Origin of the sequence: Streptomyces sp. NPDC002055 (genome assembly GCF_040296705.1) — a bacterium.
Taxonomy (GTDB): domain Bacteria; phylum Actinomycetota; class Actinomycetes; order Streptomycetales; family Streptomycetaceae; genus Streptomyces.
In genome coordinates, this window is the sequence record NZ_JBEOXS010000006.1 from 189,283 (window position 1) to 208,692 (window position 19,410).

General features: G+C 73.9%; 17 protein-coding genes. 7 read left to right on the forward strand and 10 right to left on the reverse strand.

What is annotated here, in order from left to right; translation table 11 throughout:
• Positions 1 to 23 precede the first annotated feature (23 nt).
• From ABT112_RS05465 to ABT112_RS05480, 4 genes are all read right to left on the reverse strand, one after another.
• Positions 24 to 1,220: a cytochrome P450 family protein gene (locus tag ABT112_RS05465; RefSeq protein WP_351505874.1), complete on the reverse strand. Its 1,197-nt coding sequence runs from the start codon at positions 1,218 to 1,220 to the stop codon at positions 24 to 26.
• Positions 1,221 to 1,364: 144 nt separating this feature from the next.
• Positions 1,365 to 2,006, reverse strand: coding sequence for a bifunctional 4-hydroxy-2-oxoglutarate aldolase/2-dehydro-3-deoxy-phosphogluconate aldolase (locus tag ABT112_RS05470; RefSeq protein ID WP_351505824.1), 642 nt, complete (start codon positions 2,004 to 2,006; stop codon positions 1,365 to 1,367).
• 789 nt (positions 2,007 to 2,795) lie between these two features.
• On the reverse strand, positions 2,796 to 3,404 hold the full coding sequence (locus ABT112_RS05475) for a response regulator (RefSeq protein ID WP_502975247.1): 609 nt from the start codon (positions 3,402 to 3,404) through the stop codon (positions 2,796 to 2,798).
• 422 nt (positions 3,405 to 3,826) lie between these two features.
• Positions 3,827 to 5,113, reverse strand: a complete 1,287-nt coding sequence (locus ABT112_RS05480; RefSeq protein WP_351505828.1) for a histidine kinase — start codon at positions 5,111 to 5,113, stop codon at positions 3,827 to 3,829.
• A 205-nt stretch (positions 5,114 to 5,318) separates the two neighbouring features.
• Here ABT112_RS05480 and ABT112_RS05485 point away from each other — a divergent pair, with 205 nt between their 5' ends.
• The gene (locus ABT112_RS05485) at positions 5,319 to 5,534 is read left to right on the forward strand and encodes a hypothetical protein (protein WP_351505830.1); all 216 of its coding nucleotides are present in this window, start codon (positions 5,319 to 5,321) and stop codon (positions 5,532 to 5,534) included.
• Positions 5,535 to 5,736: 202 nt separating this feature from the next.
• On the opposite strand, the gene ABT112_RS05490 is transcribed toward ABT112_RS05485, so the two are convergent.
• Positions 5,737 to 6,204 (reverse strand): guanyl-specific ribonuclease, encoded by a 468-nt coding sequence (locus ABT112_RS05490; RefSeq protein ID WP_351505831.1) that lies wholly within the window; start codon positions 6,202 to 6,204, stop codon positions 5,737 to 5,739.
• Positions 6,205 to 6,473: 269 nt separating this feature from the next.
• Between ABT112_RS05490 and ABT112_RS05495 the strand changes: the two genes are divergently transcribed.
• Positions 6,474 to 7,169, forward strand: coding sequence for a formylglycine-generating enzyme family protein (locus ABT112_RS05495; protein ID WP_351505876.1), 696 nt, complete (start codon positions 6,474 to 6,476; stop codon positions 7,167 to 7,169).
• 152 nt (positions 7,170 to 7,321) lie between these two features.
• On the opposite strand, the gene ABT112_RS05500 is transcribed toward ABT112_RS05495, so the two are convergent.
• Positions 7,322 to 8,041, reverse strand: a complete 720-nt coding sequence (locus tag ABT112_RS05500; RefSeq protein ID WP_351505833.1) for a YqeB family protein — start codon at positions 8,039 to 8,041, stop codon at positions 7,322 to 7,324.
• A 117-nt stretch (positions 8,042 to 8,158) separates the two neighbouring features.
• On the opposite strand from ABT112_RS05500, the gene ABT112_RS05505 reads away from it, so the two are divergent.
• On the forward strand, positions 8,159 to 8,785 hold the full coding sequence (locus ABT112_RS05505) for a TetR/AcrR family transcriptional regulator (RefSeq protein WP_351505835.1): 627 nt from the start codon (positions 8,159 to 8,161) through the stop codon (positions 8,783 to 8,785).
• A 108-nt stretch (positions 8,786 to 8,893) separates the two neighbouring features.
• Here the strand turns inward: ABT112_RS05505 and ABT112_RS05510 are convergent, their stop codons facing one another.
• Positions 8,894 to 10,294 carry a PucR family transcriptional regulator gene (locus ABT112_RS05510; protein WP_351505836.1) on the reverse strand — a complete coding sequence of 467 codons (1,401 nt, stop codon included), beginning with the start codon at positions 10,292 to 10,294 and terminating at the stop codon, positions 8,894 to 8,896.
• A 74-nt stretch (positions 10,295 to 10,368) separates the two neighbouring features.
• Between ABT112_RS05510 and ABT112_RS05515 the strand changes: the two genes are divergently transcribed.
• Positions 10,369 to 11,682, forward strand: a complete 1,314-nt coding sequence (locus ABT112_RS05515; protein ID WP_351505838.1) for an alkyl sulfatase dimerization domain-containing protein — start codon at positions 10,369 to 10,371, stop codon at positions 11,680 to 11,682.
• A 241-nt stretch (positions 11,683 to 11,923) separates the two neighbouring features.
• Here ABT112_RS05515 and alc read toward each other — a convergent pair whose 3' ends face one another.
• Both alc and allB read right to left on the reverse strand, forming a co-directional pair.
• Positions 11,924 to 13,090: an allantoicase gene (gene alc, locus ABT112_RS05520; RefSeq protein WP_351505840.1), complete on the reverse strand. Its 1,167-nt coding sequence runs from the start codon at positions 13,088 to 13,090 to the stop codon at positions 11,924 to 11,926.
• Entirely contained in the window at positions 13,087 to 14,439 is a 1,353-nt protein-coding gene (gene allB / locus ABT112_RS05525; RefSeq protein ID WP_351505842.1) for an allantoinase AllB, read from the reverse strand. The genes alc and allB overlap by 4 nt, the downstream gene beginning before the upstream one ends.
• A 533-nt stretch (positions 14,440 to 14,972) precedes the next feature.
• On the opposite strand from allB, the gene ABT112_RS05530 reads away from it, so the two are divergent.
• Positions 14,973 to 15,788 (forward strand): IclR family transcriptional regulator, encoded by an 816-nt coding sequence (locus ABT112_RS05530; protein ID WP_351505843.1) that lies wholly within the window; start codon positions 14,973 to 14,975, stop codon positions 15,786 to 15,788.
• Positions 15,789 to 16,103: 315 nt separating this feature from the next.
• On the opposite strand, the gene ABT112_RS05535 is transcribed toward ABT112_RS05530, so the two are convergent.
• Positions 16,104 to 16,433: a DUF5955 family protein gene (locus ABT112_RS05535; protein ID WP_351505845.1), complete on the reverse strand. Its 330-nt coding sequence runs from the start codon at positions 16,431 to 16,433 to the stop codon at positions 16,104 to 16,106.
• A 233-nt stretch (positions 16,434 to 16,666) separates the two neighbouring features.
• On the opposite strand from ABT112_RS05535, the gene ABT112_RS05540 reads away from it, so the two are divergent.
• Both ABT112_RS05540 and aceB read left to right on the forward strand, forming a co-directional pair.
• Positions 16,667 to 17,284: a nucleotidyltransferase family protein gene (locus ABT112_RS05540; RefSeq protein WP_351505847.1), complete on the forward strand. Its 618-nt coding sequence runs from the start codon at positions 16,667 to 16,669 to the stop codon at positions 17,282 to 17,284.
• 345 nt (positions 17,285 to 17,629) lie between these two features.
• On the forward strand, positions 17,630 to 19,243 hold the full coding sequence (gene aceB / locus ABT112_RS05545) for a malate synthase A (protein WP_351505849.1): 1,614 nt from the start codon (positions 17,630 to 17,632) through the stop codon (positions 19,241 to 19,243).
• The last annotated feature ends 167 nt before the right edge of the window (positions 19,244 to 19,410 follow it).

The following is a 19,410-nucleotide window of genomic DNA, read 5'->3' on the forward strand; positions in this document are numbered from 1 at the left end:
ACCGGGCCGTCGGAGTCGGGCCGTCAGAACCGGACCGGCAGCCGGTGCGGCCCCCGGATCAGCAGCCCCTGCCGCCAGGTCAGTGCCGCCGGGTGGGCGTCCAGCTCCAGGCGCGGGCAGCGGTCCAGCAGCGAACGGATCGCGATGCGGGCCTCCAGCCGGGCCAGCGGCGCGCCCAGGCAGTAGTGGATGCCGTGGCCGAAGGCGACATGCCCCCGTGCGTCGCGGCGGATGTCGAACCGCTCCGCGTCCGGGAACCGCGCCGGGTCACGGTCGGCGTCGGCGAGGGCGACGAGGACGAGTTCGCCGCCACCGGGGATCACGGTGCCGCCGATGTCCAGCGGTTCGGTGGTGAACCGGTACGTCGGGGTCTCGACCGGCCCGTCGTACCGCAGCATCTCCTCGACCGCGTTCTCCAGCAGCGAGTAGTCGGCCCGGAGCGCGGCCAGTTGGTCCGGGTGGCGGAGCAGCGCCAGCACGCCGTTGGAGATGAGGTTGACGGTGGTCTCGTGGCCGGCGACGAGCAGCAGCCAGACGGTGCCGAGCAGTTCGTCGGGCGAGAGCCGGTCGCCGTTCTCGTCGGTGGTGCGGATCAGCGCGCTCAGCAGGTCGTCACCGGGCTGCTCGCGCTTCCGCGCCAGCAGGTCGGTGAGGTAGTGGAAGGCCTGCGTCGCGGCCTCCTCGCTGCGGGCGCGGTCGGTGGAGGACAGCGCGTCGTTGGAGAAGCGGCGGAACTCCTCGCGGTCCAGGAAGGGCACCCCGAGCAGCTCGCAGATGACGGAGATCGGCAGCGGGAAGGAGAGCGAGTCGACCAGGTCGGCGCGGCCGGACGGCTCGGCCAGCATCGCGTCCAGCAGGTCGTCGGTGATCCGCTGGACGCCCGGTGCCAGCGCCTCGACCCGCCGCGGCGTGAACTCCTTGGCGACCAGCTTCCGCAGCCGGGTGTGCACGGGTGCGTCGGAGTTGAGCATGTGGGCGCCGGTGGGGAAGCGGGAGAAGTTCAGGGCCCGCGAGGCGTTCGTCCAGTGCTTGGACAGTCTGGCGTCGGCCAGTGCCGCACGGCTCTCCGCATAGCCGACGACCAGCCAGGCGTCGGCGCCCTCGGGCATCCGGATCCGGTGCACGGGGCCGCGGGACCGCAGCTCGGCATAGACCGGATACGGGTCCCGGGTGAAGTCCTCGCCGAGTGCGGCGAGATCGACCGGAGCGTCCGTCGTCACGTTCTCCCCCTTCTTCTCCGTCACTGATCACCACGCTAGGTGTCGAATCACGCGGCGGGGGGTCGTAATCCGGCCGATCCCCCACGCGCCGGGGACGACCGGGGACGCGACGGCCGTCTCCGCGTCGGCCGAACGCGGCGCGGCCTACTCCGCGTCGGGGCCCGGAGCCGCGTCGGCCAGGCGGGCCAGCAGGTCGGCCGCGCGCTTGGCGACCGCCGTCCGGTCGCCCTCGGACAGCGCGGACCCCAGCCCGCAGGCCGCCGCTCCCGCCGCGATCCACTCCGGCGCGCTCTCCACACTCACCCCGCCGGTGGGGAGCAGTGGCGCCTGCGGGAGTTCGGCCCGGACGTCCCGCAGCCAGCGGGGATCGTGCCCGGAGGCCGGAAACAGGTTGAGGGCGTCGGCGCCCAGCTCCAGGGCGCGCATCATCTCGGACGGACTGGCGACACCGGGGAAGACCGGGATGCCGTACCGGTGGCCGGTGCGGATGACCTCCTCGTCCAGCCCCGGGGACACCAGGAACCGGGCGCCGGCGTCGATGGCCATGCGGGCGGTCTGGGCGTCGAGGACCGTGCCCGCCCCGATCAGCGCGTCGTCGCCGACCTCCCGGGTGAGCGTGGTGACGACCTCCAGCGCGAAGGGCGTGTTGAGCGATATCTCCAGGCTGCTGATGCCGCCGGAGATGAGGGTGTCGGCGGTGGCGGCCGCCTGGTCGTAGCTCTCGGTCCGGACGATGGCGAAGACGCGCTGCGCCAGGGCGGCGCGGGTGATCTCCCAGCGGTACACGGCGGTCAGCCGCCTTTCTCGGTCGTGCGGCGCACACGGTGGTGACGCTCACGGGTGGTGATGCAGACGGGATGGTGATGCACACAGGTCGTGATGCAGAAGGGTCGTGATTGCAGACGGGTCGTGATGCAGACAGCTGCTACGGAACCGTCCGGCGGTTCAGCGTCGGAGCGGGCGGCGGGCCCGGCGGTGAGCGCACGGGCGCCTGCGCGCAGCGGCGGACCGGGCGCGGGCGGGCCGGCCGGGGGCCCTGAACGGACCTTCCGCTTCCGGACCGCTCAGCAGGGCGGAGCCGGCGTGCGGCACATGGCTGATTGTCACCCTTGCCTCCCCCTGGCAGCCGTACGTCGCTTCTGACCGGAACCGTACCGGGCGGCGCCGACATGCCCTGCGCCGGGGCGGCAAGTTGGCACATGGGGCAGTACGGGGGACGTGCCGGGCGCGGCAGGGAAACGGTGAGCCTGCCCGAGCGTGCCGGGACGGGGGCCCGCCCGGCACCGCCGGCCGCCGGAGGGCCGTCCCGGGGCGCCCGGGCGCCACGTGGCCGTCCGGGGCGGCGGGAGGCGACCGGAAAGTCCTCCGGTTCGGCGGTCGCCCGGCCCGAGCAGTGGCGAGGCCCGGGCAGTGGCGAGGCCCGGGCCGGGCCGGGAACAAGCACGGCGGTGAGCAAGCACTGCAGTGGACGAGCGGGGAGGCGGACGGGCAGGGAGGTGGACGAGCGGGGAGGCGGACACGGGCAGGGAGGCGGACGGGCTCTTGGGGGGTGCCCGGCTCGGCGGCCCGCCCGGTTCAGCCTTCGCCGTCCAGGAGCCCCGCGTCATGGGCCACCAGGGCGATCTGCACCCGGTTGTTGAGGTCGAGTTTGGTCAGGGTGCGGGACACATGGGCCTTGACCGTCGCCACGCCCATGTGGAGTCCGGCCGCGATCTCGGCGTTCGACCGGCCCTGCCCAACCGCGAGGGCCACCTCGCGCTCCCGGTCGTTCAGCCGGTCGAGCAGCTCGCGGGCCCGCGTCCGGCGGCCGTCCCGGCCCGAGCCGGCCACGTGCGAGATGAGCTGCTGGGTCACCGCGGGCGACAGCACCGGCTCCCCCGCGGCCACCCGCCGTACGGCCGCCACGATCTCGGCCGGCGGGGTGTCCTTGAGCAGGAACCCGGCCGCCCCGGCCCGCAGGGCGCGCAGGACCTGTTCATCCGCGTGGAACGTCGTCAGCACCACCACCTCCGGCCCCTGTCCGGACCGCCGCAGCGCCTCGGTCGCCGCCAGGCCGTCCACGGTCGGCATCCGGATGTCCATCAGCACGACGTCCGGTGCCAACCGGCTTACGAGCGGCTGGACTTCGCTGCCATCGGCGGCCTCCCCCACGATGTCGAGGTCGGGCACCCCGCCCAGCATCATCCGCAGCCCGGCGCGGACGAGCGCGTCGTCGTCGACGAGGAGCACCCGGATCGGCGCGCCGGCGGAGGCGGGACCGTCGGGCGACACCACGGGCCCTCGGGCCGGTCCGGGCCGGTCGCCTCCGGTGCTGTTGCGGGCCTGCCGGTCCTGGTCCGCCCCGGCCAGGGCGGGCCTGTCCGGCCTGTCTTGAGCAGGCCTGTCTTGAGCAGGCCGGTCGTGAGCAGGCAGGTCCTGGGCAGGCCTCTGCGCGGGGCCCGATAACGGTCCCACCGCCGGGACGTCCGGGGAGCCGGCGGTCCGGTTCCCGGTGCCGGTCCCGGCACGGGCACCGGCACCGGTCCCGGCACGGGCACCGGCACCGGTCCCGGCGCGGGCACCGGTCCCGGCACGCGCGTCGGCACCCGACTCTGCTGCGGAAGAGTTCATACGGGCCACGGTAGCCAGGCGTGAAGGCGGAAGTGCCCGGTGGCCACCGGGCCGTGGTCGAGCCGTCCCCCGGCCAGGGCCGCCCGCTCCGCCAGGCCGATGAGCCCCTGGCCCGCCCCGGGGATCGCCGGCGGGCCGTCCCCGCCGGTGTGCAGCGGATTGTGTATCTCGATGACGAGGCCCGTGCCCGGAGCGCCGTCCAGCGTCACCGTGGCCTCGGCGCCCGGGGCGTGCTTGCGGACGTTGGTCAGCCCCTCCTGGGCGATCCGGTAGGCCGTGCGGCCCATGCCGTCCGGGACGGAGCCGTTTTCCCGGATCCGGTCGACCACCGTCACCCGGAGTCCCGCCTGCCGGGACTCCCCGAGCAGGCGCGGGAGTTGGCCGAGGCCGGGCTGCGGCCGTTCGTCCTCCCCGGTGACCTGCTGCACCGCCGCGGTCCACGGCGCCGCCGCGCCGCCCTCCCCCGGGCCGGGCCACACTCCGCCGACGGGTGCCCGCAGCACCCCGATCACCTCGCGCAGGTCCTGGAGGGCCTGGTGCGCGCTGCTGCGGATGACCCCGGCCGCGCGGGCCACTTCCTCGGGCGGTGCGTCGGGGCGGAACTCCAGGGCGCCCGCGTGCACGCTCAGCAACGACAGCCGGTGGGCGAGGACATCGTGCATCTCCCGGGCCATCGCCTCGCGCGCCAGCCGCTGCGCCTTCTCGGCGCGCAGCGCGGCCTCGCTCTCGGCCCGGCGGGCCCGCTCCCGCAGCGAGAGGACGAGCTGTCGGCGCGAGCGGACGAACATCCCCCAGCCGATCACCGCGAACAGCACCACCGCACTGGTCACGGTCGAGACGCCGAAGGCGAGTTCGGGATCGGGGCGCACCAGTGCGCCGACGGGCACCGCGACCAGGGCCGACACGCCGATGGCGGCGACGGTCCGGAAGGGCCGGTGCACGGCGACGGTGAAGAGCGCGACCAGCGCCGGCCCCGCGGCGCACGGGGTGACGGCGGCCAGGGACACCAGCACGGCGGCGAGCCAGGCCGGATGCCGTCGGCGCAACCAGAGCCCGGCACACGACAGCAGCCCCAGGACCAGATCGGCGACCAGCACGCCGTCCGGCACCCCGGGGTCGTCGCTCAGGTCGTCGAACACCAGGAGCCCGAAGGCCACCACGGTGAAGCAGCAGAGGACGTCGACGGCCCAGTCACGGACAGTGCGGTGGCCCCGGTCCTCCTCCGGCTCGGCGCCGGCCACGGCGGACGGCAGCAGCCACGGGTAGTCATGCGCCCTCGTCACTGTCGTCCCCCTCTCCTGTCCGCCCATGGACGGCAATCTACTGTCGCCCTTCCCGCCGTTTCCGGCCCTCGGCGGAGGTTTCGACCAAAGATTGCGGACCACCGACTTTCGTCACGGCCCGGCACCGGGCGGATACTCCTCCGGCGATCGCAACGCCGACTCACGGCCGATGCGGGGGCGGTGGGTGGCGGGCGAGCATCGCCGTATGAAGAAGGTGCTCGAAGCAGTGGGGTTCACCCTGGCCCTGTGGGGTGTCATCGGACTCGTCCATGCCTGGACCGGGTGGTTCGATCCGCCGGGCGTCGTGCGCGCGCTGGAGTTCTTCGACGGGTACGAGGTCCACGCCGAGGTCGCCCTGATCGTGCTGGGCGGGGTGGTGATGGTGGCCGCGGACCGCATAGCGGCCCGGGCGTCGAGATGAGCGCGGGGCCACGGGCGGCTCCCGGCTGCCCTGCCCTGCCTGCTCTCTGCCTGCCCTGCCTGCCCTGCCTGCCCTGCCTGCCCTGCGAGGCCACAACATACGGGAGCCGTACGCCCTGTGGGGAGGGCGTACGGCTCCCGGTCGTACCGCGCTCAGCGGCCGGGGCCGCTGAGCAGTCGACGATTCAGCAGCGGCCGACGACTCAGCAGTCGAACTTCACCTTGTCGAACGAGCTGTAGTGGTCGGCGGTGTAGTAGTCCTCCTGCTTGGCCTCACCGGTGACGATGCGCCGGGCACCGCGGTCCGGGGAGCCGGGGGTCTCCACCGTGTACTCGTGGTAGTAGTCGCCGCTCTGGTCGGGCAGTTCGCCCTCCCGGTTGGAGAAGACGGTGCCGTCCTTCGGGTACGGGAACGGGCCGCCCTTGTCGATGAGCTTCAGGGTGGTGTGGGCCTCGTCGGGCAGCTTCGAGTAGCAGATGTCGCCGACCTCCTGCGCCCCGAGCTCCTTCGCGGAGACCGCGGAGGCGACGTGGGCCGGGGCGACGGAGTGCGTGGCCGTCGTGCCGGGCGTGGCGGAGGCCGAGGCGACAACGGCCGGGCCACCGATGAAGAGGGTCGAGGCGAGGGCGCCGAGGGCGCCGATCCTGACAATACGTGGGGGGATTCGCATACCTCAGGATGACGCGCGTAGAGGATGTCATGTCAACGCCAAGTGAGGGAAGTTTTCGGGGAGTTCACAGAATGGGGACAGTTGGAGAGCCTTTGTGAACATCCGTTTACCGCCATGCAACACCGTTCGACGTCAGGGCCGTTCAGCGACACGTCACCCACATGCACGGCCCCGAACAGCCACGTCAGGCGTCCGCCCAGCCGCAGGATGGCGCCCCCGGCACCCGATCACCCGTGAACCGCTGCCGATAGGATCACCTGCCCATGAACATGGACACGGGCACGGGTACCGGAAGTGACATGATCTCCGTCCCGCCGGGGCGGGTGACCCTGTCGGACCGGCGGACGCAGCGCAGTTGGCCCGTCGACGTCGCGCCCTACCTGCTGGGGGCCGTCCCCGTCACTCGGGCGCTCCATACCCGGATCACCGACGGGTCGGCCGCCCCCGACGACGCGGGCGGGCCGCCGGTCGAGGGAGTCTCCTGGCAGGACGCGGTCAGGTTCTGCAACGCCCTGTCGCGGCGCGACGGGTTCACCCCCGCCTACCAGGTGCACGCCGACGGCGGAGACGTCGTCTGGGACCGGGCCGCCGACGGCTACCGGCTGCCGACCGAGGCCGAGTGGGAGCACGCCTGCCGCGCCGGGACGACCGGACCGCGCTACGGCCCCCTCGACGACATCGCCTGGTACCGCGTCACCTCGGACGGACGGATCCGCGACGTGCGCGGCAAGCAACCCAATCCGTGGGGTCTGTACGACATGCTCGGCAACGTCTGGGAGTGGTGCTGGGACCTCTACGACGCCGAGGTCTACGGCAGCTACCGGGTGCTGCGCGGCGGCGGCTGGTTCGACGAGCAGTGGAGCTGCCGGGCCTCCGTGCGCCGCCGCAGCCACCCGACGTTCCGGGTCGACGACGTCGGGTTCCGTGTCGCGCGGTCCCTCGGAGCCGGCCCGCTCACCGCGTAGCGGCCCTTCGGGACCGGTCCGCGCCCCGCGAAGTGGCCCTTCGGGACCGGTCCGCGCACCGCGTGGCGGCCCCTCGGGACCGGTCCGCGCACCCCATTGACGGCAGGCAGCGCACCGGCCCCACCCGGGGCCCACGGGGCGGCATCCGGACGTCAGCCCGCGGCCGGGCCCGCCTCGCGGACCGTCCTCCAGTACTGACGGCGCTTCTCGTCCCGCACCACGACGCCGAGCCGGGCCAGTTCCTCACGGAGCTCCCGGACGTCGTCGTCGGAGGAGCCGTTCTTCTCCAGCGTCTTCTGACGGGCCGTGAGCAGGGCGTTCGCCCCCTCGGGGAGCCCCGGCGTGTCCGGGACCCAGCGGCGGAACTCGGCCCGGTGCGGATCCGCGTCCACCCACCCGTAGCCGTGCCCGGTGAAGGCGGCGGCGACCCGGCCGGCATCCAGATCGCACTCCTGCCGGGTGAGTTCGCCGCCCGCGTGGCCGAGCAGCACCAGCTGCTTGCCGTCCCGGAACACCGCGGCGACGGCGTCCCGCGGGAACGTCTGCTCGCGCCCCTTGCGGGTGAGCTCGACGCACTCGTCCGAGAGCCGGATCACCAACTGCTCGTGCTGGACGACCAGTCCGAGGGCGAGCCCCGCCACCGCCCCCACGGCGGACAGCACCGCAACGGGGACGGAGCCCACGAGCCGGACCGGCCCCTGCATCGGCACCCACGGCAGCGTCAGCACCCAGTCGGCCAGGAGGCCGACGAGCCAGCCGACGCCCGCCCCCGCGAGCACCAGACCGGCACAGAGCAGCACGCTGCGCCAGCCGGGCGCGCCGAGCACGGTGATCCGTCCGCCCTGCGGGTCCCGCTCGGGCTTCCTGCGCATGACCATGTTTCCCCCTCATCGCCAACGTTCCCTGAATCATAGACCGAGCGCTCGGTCTATAATTGACGACGGATCGAGGGCCGCAAGGCGCCGGGAAGCAACCGAAGGAAGCCCCGCATGAGGACAGTCGACCCGGCCAGACACCGCGCACGGCGCCGGCAGATCGTCGGCGCCGCCACCGGACTCTTCGCCGCCAAGGGCTTCGAGCGCACCACCACGGCGGAGATCTGCCGGGCCGCCGGCATGAGTGCGGGCAACGTCTTCCACTACTTCCCCACCAAGCGCGCGATCTTCCACGCAGTCTTCGAGGACGACGAGCGGGACGGGGTGACCAAGGCCGAGCGGCTCGCCGCCGCCCGCGCGGCCGATGACCCGTGGACCGCGCTCCTCGCCACTGTGGACCTGCTCGCCGCCCCGGCCACGGAGCCGCTGGTCCCCGCCCTCGTCATGGAGGCGCTGATCCAGGCGCACCGGGACCCCGAGCTCGAAGCGCTGCTGAGCCGGGACAACGACGAGGAGCGGCGCACCGTCACCACTCTGCTGCGGAACGCCGCCGCGGCCGGCCTGATCGACCCCGGCCTGGACCCGGACGACACGGCCGCGTGGGTCATGGCGCTCATCGCCGCCCTCTACACCAGCGCCGCCACCGACCCGTCGTTCCGCCCGGCCGATCAGCTCCCCACCCTGCGGCTGATCATCCAGCGCTTTCTGCGGCCCGACGGCGTTCCGGAGCGGGAGCGCTGAACCGGCGCTCCCGGGGCGGGAGGACGGAAGCGTGGGGCCGGTGGAATCGATCGGCTCACCGGACGCCGTTCCCGCCGCGCCGGTGACGTCCGACCGTCGCCTCCGTCGTCACCCGGCGCTCCTGGTCGGGGAGTTGGGGCCCTCGCCGTCCGCCCGGTCCGCGAGGCGGCGGAGGGTGAGCGCGGCGCCGAAGAGCTGCACGCCCCGCGTCGTGCGCGGGTCGACACCGGTCAGTTCGAGGGCCCGGGTCAGCCGGTTGTCGACGGTGTTGGGGTGCACACCGAGGCGCTCGGCGGTGCGCCGCCGGTCCGAGTCGCCGTCGAGGAACGCCCGCACCGTGTCCGTCAGACCCGGGTGGCCGTCCAGCGGTTCGAGGAGGGCGGTGAGCGCCGCCGCACTGTCCGCCGGCCGGGCGAGGTGGTAGTCGAGGAGAACGTCCCGGAGCCGGTGGACGCCCGGTTCGGTGACGAGTCCGGCGATGCGGCGGGCCTGTTCCGCGGCGGCCGGGACACCGGACGGGCCGTCCGCGAACGCCGCGCCCACCACGGGAGGTTCCGGCAGCCGGGCGGTCAGCCGGCCGGCCAGACCGTCGCAGGAGGTGCCTGCGGGGAGCAGCAGACAGCCGCCGTGGTCGTCGGGGAGGGAGAGCACCTGCCCGTCGGCCGGCGTCGGCAGCAGCCCCAGCACCTGCCGGAGCAGCCGGCGCCCGGGGACCGAGCGGGGGCCGGCCGGAGCCGGGCGGACGCTGAGGATGAGATAGCCGGGCGCGAGGGTGAGGCCGTGACGGGCCGCCACCGTCTCGGCGTCGTCACCGTGGACGAGGGCCCGGGCGAGGTCGCGCGCGGCGGAGCGCTGGTCCGCCAGCCCCGTCAGATAGCCCTCCGTCACCTGCTCCACGGCGGCTCCCAGACCGGTGACCTGCCACCGGGCGAGGAGCAGCAGCGCCGCCTCGTCGCCGGGCCCGGCCGCCGCTTCCAGGGCGTCCATGAGCACCGCGGAGCCGACGTGGTACGAGCGGAGCAGGGCGGTGAGCGGAATGCCCTCCTCGGCTCGCTGGGCCGCCCGTTCACGGAAGAGCACGCTCCCGGCGGCGCCGTCCGGCCGTCCCCAGGGATCCGGATTCGCGGACTCCGCCGCCCCGCCCGGCCGTCCCGGTGGATCCGGCTTCCCTGACCCCGCCGCCCCGCCCGGCCGCCCCCGTGGATCCGGCCTCCCGGACCCTGCCGTCCCGTCCGGCCGTCCCCCTGGCCCCTGCTTCCCGGGCTCCGCGCCGGGGAGGGCGACGGCGTCCGGCCCGTCCCGCGCATAGCGCAGGAAATCGCGGACGGCCTGCCGGGCGGTGGCCGCGATCTCCACGTCGCGCATGTCACCGGGGAGCCGGTCGAATCCGGGGATCTCCGTCCGCAGGCGTTCCACGATGGTCCGGGCGAGTTCGTTGACCTGCGGTTCGAGGCGGACGGCCAGCCGTCGCGCCCGGTCCCGCACGCTCTGCTCGGCGGGTTGTGACATCTCACAACCCTAAGCCGTGCGGGGTGTTCCGGCAGGTGGTTGCCGGGGTCCGTACGCGGCCGGAGGGTGGGGCCATGACCTTCGACCTCGCCGCCTATGCCGAACGGGTCTGGATCGGGTCCGTCGACGACAGCATCGCCCACACCGGCCCCGCGGACACCGGAATGATCGACGTCACCGAAGGGGTCGGCTGGTACCCGGCGTTCGGCAGCACCATCGCCTTCCGGAGCGCGGGGGAGACCGTGCTCTTCGACACCGGCAATCCGCTCGGCGCGGCCGGGCTGTACGACGCGGTGCGGGGCTGGAGCCCCGACCGGGTGTCCACCGCGATCTTCTCGCACGGGCACATCGACCACGTCTTCGGCATGGAGCCGTTCGACGCCGAGGACGGGCCGCGGCCCACCGTGATCGCCCAGGAGAGGATCGGCGACCGGTTCGACCGCTATGCGCTGACCAACGGCTACAACGCGGTCATCAACCGGCGCCAGTTCCAGGTGCCGGAGCTGACCTGGCCGACCGCGTACCGGCGTCCCGACGTGACCTATCGGGAGGCGATGACGCTCACCCGCGGCGAGCTGACCTTCGAGCTGTTCCACGCCCTGGGCGAGACCGACGACGCGACCGTGGCCTGGATTCCCGAGCACCGGATCCTCTGCCCGGGCGACCTCTTCATCTGGCTGACGCCCAACTGCGGCAACCCGCAGAAGGTACAGCGCTACCCGCGCGAGTGGGCCGTCGCGCTGCGCCGGATGGCGGCGCTGGGGGCGGAGATCATGCTCCCCTCGCACGGCTGCCCGGTCCTGGGCGCCGACCGGATCCGGCAGGCGCTCACCGAGACCGCCGAGTGGCTGGAGAGCCTGGTCGAGCAGACCCTGGACGGTCTCAACTCCGGCGCCCGGCTGGACGATCTGCTGCACGCGGTGAAGCCGCCCGCGCACCTGGCCGACCGGGTGTATCTGCGCGCCCGGTACGACGAGCCGGAGTTCGTCGTCCGCAACCTGTGGAGGCAGTACGGCGGCTGGTACGACGGCAATCCGGCCCGGCTCAAGCCCGCGTCCGACGCCCGGCTGGCCGCGGCTGTCGCGCAGCTGGCCGGCGGGCCGGCCGCCCTGGCGGAGGCGGCGCGGCGGCACGCCGGCTCCGGTGACCTCCGGCTGGCCGGGCACTTCGCCGAGATGGCCGTCCAGGCCGCGCCCGACGACGCCGCGCTGCACGCCGTGCGCGCCGAGGTGAACGCGGCCCGGGCCGACGCGGAGACCTCGCTCATGGCCCGGGGCATCTACAGCTGGGCGGCCGCCGAGTCCCGGGCCCGGTGCGGCGGGGAGGGTCCGGTCACGGGGGCGGCGGCCGGGCTGTTCACCTCGGGCGGCGGTGACGGGACGCCGTAGCGCCGTCAGTTGACGGCCACGGACAGCGGTCGGCGCCCCGGCGGGCCATCGGGGGGCCGTCGGGGCGCCGACCGCGGAACAGCCGCCCGCCGCCGAGCGGCAGGCCCCGTCACCCGGGGTCCGTTCCGCCACCCGGGGGCCGTTCCGTCAGCGGGAGCCCGGTCCGTCAGCCAGGCTCCGTTCAGCCGCCCCGGGCCTGTCCGTCACCCCGGGCCCGTTCCGCCGCCCCGGGTCTGTTCCGTCAGCCGCCGAGCTTCCGGTGGCGGGCGGCCAGGCGGGCCGCGCCCTCCTCCGTCAGCGAGCCGTGCAGCCGCAGCCGGGCGATCCCGCCGTCGGGGAAGATGTCGATCCGCACATGGGTGGCGGCCGGTGCCGTCCCCTCCAGCACGAAGCGGTGCAGGGTGTCGGGCTGGAGCCGGGTGCGGGGCAGGAGTTCGGTCCAGCCGGCGGCCTCGTGGTCCGCCGGGTCGCCGCCGGTGGTGGCGTCCAGCGCGTACACCGCGGCCCAGCCCGCGGCGTTGCCCTTCAGACACGCCGTGTCGATCTCGACCGCCCGGATGTGGGCCTGCTCGGTGAGCGCGTACCGCACCCAGTCGTGGCCCTTGTCCCGGCGGCGGCGGGTCTCCCAGCCGTCGTCCATCCGGTGGGAGCGCCCCGGCTGGATGGTGTGGGCGGGCGGCGAGTAGAAGCGGTCGGAGGCGTCCTGCACCGCGCCGCCGTGCTCCAGCGCCACCACGTCGAAGGTGCCGAGCGCGGCGAGCCAGGCCGGGTCGGGGGCGACCTCGCCGTGCACGCGCAGCCGGGCGATGCCGCCGTCCGGGTGCTGCTTGACCCGCAGGTGGGTGAAGCGCTGCCCGGCGTCGACGGGGAAGCCGTTCGCCGCGTGGCCGCCGACGGCCGTCCGGGGGACGAGTTCGGTCCAGGTCACCTCGGGGGCCAGCAGTTCCTCGGGCGAGGGTGTGCCGGGGACGGCGGTGGCCTCGACGCTCACCGCCTGCGGGTAGTTGCCGCGGAAGTGGGCGGTGTCGACGACGATGCCGTGGATGACACCGGGGGCGCCGAGCCGTACCAGGGCCCAGTCGTGGTCCGCGTCGACCGGATGCGGCTGCGCGGCTCCGGCACCACGCCTGCGGCGGGTCTCCCAGCCGTCCATGATCTTGCCCTTGTGCCCGAAGTGCTCCGGGTCGAAGCGGGCGGGACCAGGGGTGAGCAGATTCTCGCGCTCGGCGAAGAACTCGTCGTTGGCGGCGATGACACTCGCGCCCAGCCGGCGGTCGGCGAGGTCGGTGAGCCGGGTGAAGGGGAAGTCGGCGGTCCGGTAGTCGGCGTACGGGTCGCCGCCGCCGTACGGGCGGGCGTCGCCGGTGAAACGGGCCGTCGCGGCCGATGCGGGCTGTTCGGCGGTCATGCGGATCGCTGCCTTTCGAGGAGTCGGCCGGTGGGTTCGGTGACGGTGCCGTGGTCGGCGATCCGCCGGCCGCGCAGCCAGCTGGAGCGCACGACACCGTGCAGGGTGCGTCCCGCGTAGGCGGTGACCGGGTTGCGGTGGTGCAGGTCCGCCGGGTCCACGGTGAAGGTCTCGTCCGGCGCGAGGACGGCGAAGTCGGCGTCCCGGCCGGGCTCGACGGCGCCCTTGTGGTGCAGTCCCGCCAGCCGGGCGGGGCCGGTGCACATCCAGCGGACCACGTCCTCCAGGCTGCGTCCGCGCTGCCGCGCCGCGGTCCAGATCGCGGGCAGCCCCAGCTGGAGCGAGGAGATGCCGCCCCAGGCCTCGGCGAAGTCGCCGGTGTCGAACCGCTTCAGGTCGGGGGTGCAGGGCGAGTGGTCGGAGACGATCGCGTCGATCGACCCGTCGGCCAGCCCCTGCCACAGCGCGTCCTGGTTGGCGGCCTCCCGGATGGGCGGACAGCACTTGAACTCGGTGGCGCCGTCCGGGACTTCCTCCGCGGTGAGGGTGAGGAAGTGCGGGCAGGTCTCGGCGGTGATCCGGACGCCGTCGCGCCGGGCGCCGGCGATCAGCGGGAGCGCGTCCGCGGAGGAGAGGTGGAGGACGTGGACCCGGGCTCCGGTGCGCCGGGCGAGCCGGATGAGCCCGTCGATGGCGGTGTTCTCGGCGTCGCGCGGCCGGGAGGCGAGGAAGTCGGCGTAGCGGGGGCCGGGTTGCCGGGGCGCGCCGTCGATGAGGTGCGGATCCTCGGCGTGCACGATCAGCAGCCCGTCGAAGCTCGCGAGCTCCGCCATGGCCCGCTCCAGCTCGTCCGGGCCGAGCGGGGGGAACTCGTCGACGCCGGAGTGCAGCAGGAAGCACTTGAAGCCGAACACCCCGGCGTCGTGCAACGGCCGCAGCTCCTTGACGTTGCCGGGCACCGCGCCGCCCCAGAAGCCGACGTCCACATGGGCCTTGGCCCGCGCCACCCCCCGTTTGACGTCGAGGTGGCCGACCGAGGTGGTCGGCGGGATGCTGTTGAGCGGCATGTCGACGAGCGTGGTGACGCCGCCGGCCGCGGCGGCACGGGTGGCGGAGGCGAAGCCCTCCCACTCGGTGCGGCCGGGGTCGTTCACATGCACATGGGTGTCGACGAGGCCGGGGAGGAGCACATCGTCACCGAAGTCCTCCACCCGGGCGCCGGCGGGCGGCATGGTGTCGTACGGCAGAACGGCGGCGATCCGGCCGTCGGCGACGGTGACGTCAGCGGCCCTCGTCCCGTCCGGGGTGATCACACGGCGCGACCGCAGAACCAGCTCCACCTCGGGCACCAGGGCCCCTCCTCACGCTCGCTGTGGCTGCGGACCCCGCTCCGGCGGGCGGGCCCGGTACGCGGGATGCGCAGGCCGCCGCCCGGGGCTCGGCGGACGGCCACGGGCAGCGAAATTCAACTTTCTGTTGAAGGAGTCTTCACTTCCGCGCACCGGCCCGTCAAGACCCTCCCCGCCCGCGGCAGCCGACGCGCCGCACCTCGCCGGGCACTTTCCCGCCGGCCGGGGCCGCGGCCCGGACGGCGCCGACGGGACCGCCGGAAGGGTGGGTCGGCCCGCCGGGGCGAGGGCTCGTGACCGGCGGGAACGCAGTGCCGAGACCGGTGTGGAGCCAGGCAACGGCCGGTAGGCTGCCGTACCAGCCAGTCCGCCCGACAGCCCGCCCGACAGCCCGTCCGACAGCCGAAGTCGTCCAGCACGAAGCCGTCCGCCTCGACAGCGATGCGCCTCGAAGGCGGTCCCGTCCCGCAAGCCGTCCCGTCCCGCAAGCCGTTCCGCCTCGAAAGCCGCTTCATCTCGAAAGGAAGGGCGCCGTGCCGCCGTCCAGCGACAGCACCTCCGCAGCAGCCAAGTCCGCGACCACGGGCGGGGTGCAGTCCCTCGAGCGCGCCTTCGACCTGCTGGAGCGGATGGCCGACGCCGGCGGCGAAGTGGGGCTGAGCGAGCTCTCGCACACCAGCGGACTGCCGCTCCCCACCATCCACCGGCTGATGCGCACCCTGGTGGCCTGCGGATACGTCCGCCAGCAGGCCAACCGCCGCTATGCGCTCGGCCCGCGCCTGATCCGCCTGGGCGAGAGCGCGTCCCGGCTGCTCGGCACCTGGGCGCGGCCCTATCTGGCGCGGCTGGTCGAGGAGACCGGCGAGACCGCCAACATGGCGCTGCTCGACGGCGACGAGGTGGTGTACGTCGCCCAGGTGCCGTCACGGCACTCGATGCGGATGTTCACCGAGGTCGGCCGCCGGGTGCTGCCGCACTCCACCGGGGTCGGCAAGGCGCTGCTGGCGGATGCCGCCCCCGATGAGGTGCGGGCGCTGCTGAGCCGTACGGGCATGCCGGCCGCGACCGAGAAGACCATCACCACACCGGAGGGCTTCCTCGACGCGCTCCGCCAGGTCCGCGAGGCGGGCTACGCGGTGGACGACAACGAGCAGGAGATCGGCGTGCGGTGCCTGGCCGTCCGCGTGCCGGACTCCCCCACGGCCGCCGCGATCTCGATCTCGGGACCGGCCGGGCGGGTGACCGAGGCGGCGACGGAGAAGATCGTGCCCGTCCTGCAAGAGGTGGCGGCCGCGCTGTCGGTCGCCCTCACCGCCACGGGCAACGGCAACGGCTCGGCTCCGTCCTGAGCGGCTGACGGCCCACGGGGCGGAGCCTGCGTGGAGGCTCCGCCCGCGGATCCGCCGGGCGGCGGGGCTGTGGTCGGCGGAGGCGCCGGGCTACAAAGGCGCTGGGCTACGGAGGCTGTGATCGGCCGGGCGGCGGATCCCGTGGCCGACCGGGCTACGGGAGGGGACGGGGGCGAGAAGCCCCGGAAGCGCGGCAGCCGCCGGCAGAGGGCGCGGCGGCCGCGGGCGGACCGGTGAGCGGGCAGGCCGACGGGCGGGCAGGCCGGGGAAAAGAGACCGGGAACAGACGCGAACGGACGGCCGGGGGACGGCCGTTCAGTCGCCCGTCCGCTGGCGCGGCAGGTCCCCGAAGGCGTCGATCACCTCGCGCATGTCGGCCAGGGCGGGACCGAGCGCGCTCACCGAGCCCAGGGCGCCGGCGACGAGCAGCAGGGAGCGCCGCAGCCGGGGCACCTCCGGCGCACCGGCGCGCACCATGGCGTCCAGTGCGGCGAGTTCGTCCTCGGCGACGGCACGGTCGGAGAGGTCGGCCGGATGACCGGCGAGTTCACGGCGGAGCCGGGACACGGCCGCGCGCAGTTCGGCGACCCGCGGATCGCCCGTACCCGCGTCCTGGCCTCCGTCCGCAGGCGGTCTGTGCTCCACTGCTACGGCACCCTTCACCGCCGCGGTGCCCGTCGGCGTGCCGCGGACCGTCCCCATGCCTCGCAACCGATGTCGCCCCCTCATGAGTGCTGCCGTCGGCCCCGGATACATCCCCCCGGACGGGAGAGGCCGCGGATCAGTTAACGCCACTCTCCGCACCGAGCGCCACACGGAGGGCGAAATTCAGCCCATGGGGTTGAAAGGCGGAACATCTACTGCGGTATGCAAGGGACATGACTGCCTCCCCGTTGGTTCCGGGCCCCCATCCGCGCGTCGCCGGACTGCTGCTGGCCGCCGGCGGCGGCCGACGGCTGGGCGGACACCCCAAGGCGCTGCTGGAACACCACGGGCGCCCCCTGGTGGAGTACGCCGCCGGTGTGCTGCGGGAGGCCGGCTGCGGCCCCGTACATGTGGTGCTGGGCGCGGCCGCCGACGTGGTGCGGACACGGGCCCGGCTCCCCGGCTGCGTCCTGGTGGAGAACCCCGCGTGGGCCGAGGGCATGGGGTCGTCGCTGCGGGCCGGCCTCGCCTCCCTCGCCGGAAGCACGGCGGAGGCCGTGGTGGTGACCCTGGTGGATCAGCCCGGGATCGGCCCGGACGCGGTGGCCCGCGTCCTGGCGGCGCACCACTCCCGCTCGGATCTGGTGACCGCGGCCTACGGCGGGCGGCGCGGCCACCCCGTCCTGATCGGCGCCGACCGCTGGCCGGCGGTGATCGCGAGCGCGATCGGCGACCGCGGTGCGCGGGCGTATCTCCGGCAGCACGAGGGGGAGATCACCCGGGTCGACTGCGCGGACATCGCCGTGCCGGACGACATCGACACGCCGGAGGATCTCGGGCTCCTCGGCTGAGGTTCCCCCGGTTGAGGCCCCTCGGTTGAGGCCCCCCCGGTTGAGGCCCCTCGACCGAGGCTCCCCGGCCCGGGCCCAGACCGCTCCCGCCCGTCCGTCCGGGCCGTTCCCGGACCGGCGTGGCACCCGGAGCCATTCGGGGGCCGTTCGGCGGCCGAATCAATGTCTCGACGTCAACACACCTTGTACTTCCACTATGAGAAAACTATTCTCCACTGGTCAGAAGTACCCTGCACCCAGACGGCGTCGGTTCACGCGTCCCGGGCCCGGCGGCACTCCGTGCCCCAACCGGGGGGACATCGCCCGCGCCGTCCGGCCACCGCCACGCTGAATGGAGTGACACCGATGTCCGCAGCAGCGCCGTCCTCACCGGTCGTCGTCGAGGCCCAGCCCGTGGAGCGTCAGGGAGAGGTTCTGACGGATGCGGCGCTCGCCTTCCTGGCCGAGCTCCACCGCCGGTTCACGCCCCGGCGCGACGAACTCCTCGCCCTCCGCCGGGACCGCCGCGCGGAGATCGCCCGGACCAGCAGCCTGGACTTCCTGCCCGAGACCGCCGGGGTCCGCGAGGGCGACTGGCAGGTCGCCCCGGCGCCCGCCGCGCTGGAGGACCGGCGGGTGGAGATCACCGGGCCGACGGACCGCAAGATGACCATCAACGCGCTGAATTCGGGCGCCCGGGTCTGGCTGGCCGACTTCGAGGACGCCTCGGCTCCCACCTGGGAGAACGTCATCCACGGCCAGCTCAACCTGACCGACGCCTACGAGCGCCGGATCGACTTCACCAGCCCCGAGGGCAAGTCGTACGCCCTGCGGCCCGCCGAGGAGCTCGCCACCGTGGTGATGCGCCCCCGCGGCTGGCACCTGGACGAGCGCCATCTGCTGGTCGACGGCCGCGCGGTGCCCGGCGCCCTGGTCGACTTCGGGCTCTACTTCTTCCGCAACGCCCAGCGGCTGATCGACCTGGGCAAGGGCCCGTACTTCTACCTCCCGAAGACCGAGTCGCACCTCGAGGCGCGGCTCTGGAACGAGATCTTCGTCTTCGCCCAGGACTACGTGGGGATCCCGCAGGGCACCGTCCGGGCGACCGTGCTGATCGAGACGATCACCGCCGCGTACGAGATGGACGAGATCCTCTACGAGCTGCGCGACCACGCCGCCGGGCTCAACGCGGGCCGCTGGGACTACCTCTTCTCCATCGTCAAGAACTTCCGCGACGGCGGGACCCGGTTCGTGCTCCCGGACCGCAACGCGGTGACCATGACGGCGCCGTTCATGCGGGCGTACACCGAACTGCTGGTCCGCACCTGCCACAAGCGCGGGGCGCACGCGATCGGCGGCATGGCCGCGTTCATCCCGTCCCGCCGGGACACCGAGGTCAACAAGGTCGCGTTCCAGAAGGTCAAGGCCGACAAGGACCGGGAGGCGGGGGACGGCTTCGACGGCTCCTGGGTGGCGCACCCGGACCTGGTGCCGGTGGCCCGGGAGTCGTTCGACGCGGTGCTCGGCGACCGGCCGAACCAGAAGGACCGGCTGCGGGAGGACGTCCGGGTGACGGCCGAGCAGCTCATCGACGTCGCCTCGCTGGACGCCCGGCCGACGTACGAGGGCCTGCGCAACGCCGTGCAGGTGGGCATCCGGTACATCGAGGCGTGGCTGCGCGGTCTCGGGGCCGTCGCGATCTTCAACCTGATGGAGGACGCGGCGACCGCGGAGATCTCCCGCTCGCAGATCTGGCAGTGGATCAATGCGGGGGTGGTCTTCGAGAACGGTGAGAAGGCCACGGCGGAGCTTGCGCGGCGGGTTGCCGCGGAGGAACTGGCGGCGATCCGGGAGGAGATCGGCGCGGAGGCGTTCGAGGCGGGGCGCTGGCAGGAGGCGCACGATCTGTTGCTGCGGGTCTCGCTGGACGAGGACTACGCGGAGTTTCTGACGCTGCCGGCTTACGAGTTGCTGGGGTGAGGGTGGGCTGACGGGTCGCCTTGCGGCGCGCGCTCGGGGGTCTTGCGGTTCGTTTCTGCGGGCCTTGGTTGTGCGGGTGCGGGTGGTCTGGGGTTTCGGGGGTGGGGGCTCCGGGGTGGGGGGTTCCGGAACGTATATTTACGGCCCTGGGGGCCACAAATACACGG

Bases quoted from the DNA above. Each gene is read 5' to 3' on its own strand.
- ABT112_RS05475 (WP_502975247.1), bottom strand. From the start codon at position 3,404: ATGATGCTGGGCGGGGTGCCCGACCTCGACATCGTGGGGGAGGCCGCC.
- ABT112_RS05485 (WP_351505830.1), top strand. From the start codon at position 5,319: ATGAAGAAGGTGCTCGAAGCAGTGGGGTTCACCCTGGCCCTGTGGGGT.
- ABT112_RS05490 (WP_351505831.1), bottom strand. From the start codon at position 6,204: ATGCGAATCCCCCCACGTATTGTCAGGATCGGCGCCCTCGGCGCCCTC.
- ABT112_RS05495 (WP_351505876.1), top strand. From the start codon at position 6,474: ATGGACACGGGCACGGGTACCGGAAGTGACATGATCTCCGTCCCGCCG.
- ABT112_RS05500 (WP_351505833.1), bottom strand. From the start codon at position 8,041: ATGCGCAGGAAGCCCGAGCGGGACCCGCAGGGCGGACGGATCACCGTG.
- ABT112_RS05505 (WP_351505835.1), top strand. From the start codon at position 8,159: ATGAGGACAGTCGACCCGGCCAGACACCGCGCACGGCGCCGGCAGATC.
- ABT112_RS05510 (WP_351505836.1), bottom strand. From the start codon at position 10,294: ATGTCACAACCCGCCGAGCAGAGCGTGCGGGACCGGGCGCGACGGCTG.
- ABT112_RS05515 (WP_351505838.1), top strand. From the start codon at position 10,369: ATGACCTTCGACCTCGCCGCCTATGCCGAACGGGTCTGGATCGGGTCC.
- alc (WP_351505840.1), bottom strand. From the start codon at position 13,090: ATGACCGCCGAACAGCCCGCATCGGCCGCGACGGCCCGTTTCACCGGC.
- ABT112_RS05540 (WP_351505847.1), top strand. From the start codon at position 16,667: ATGACTGCCTCCCCGTTGGTTCCGGGCCCCCATCCGCGCGTCGCCGGA.
- aceB (WP_351505849.1), top strand. From the start codon at position 17,630: ATGTCCGCAGCAGCGCCGTCCTCACCGGTCGTCGTCGAGGCCCAGCCC.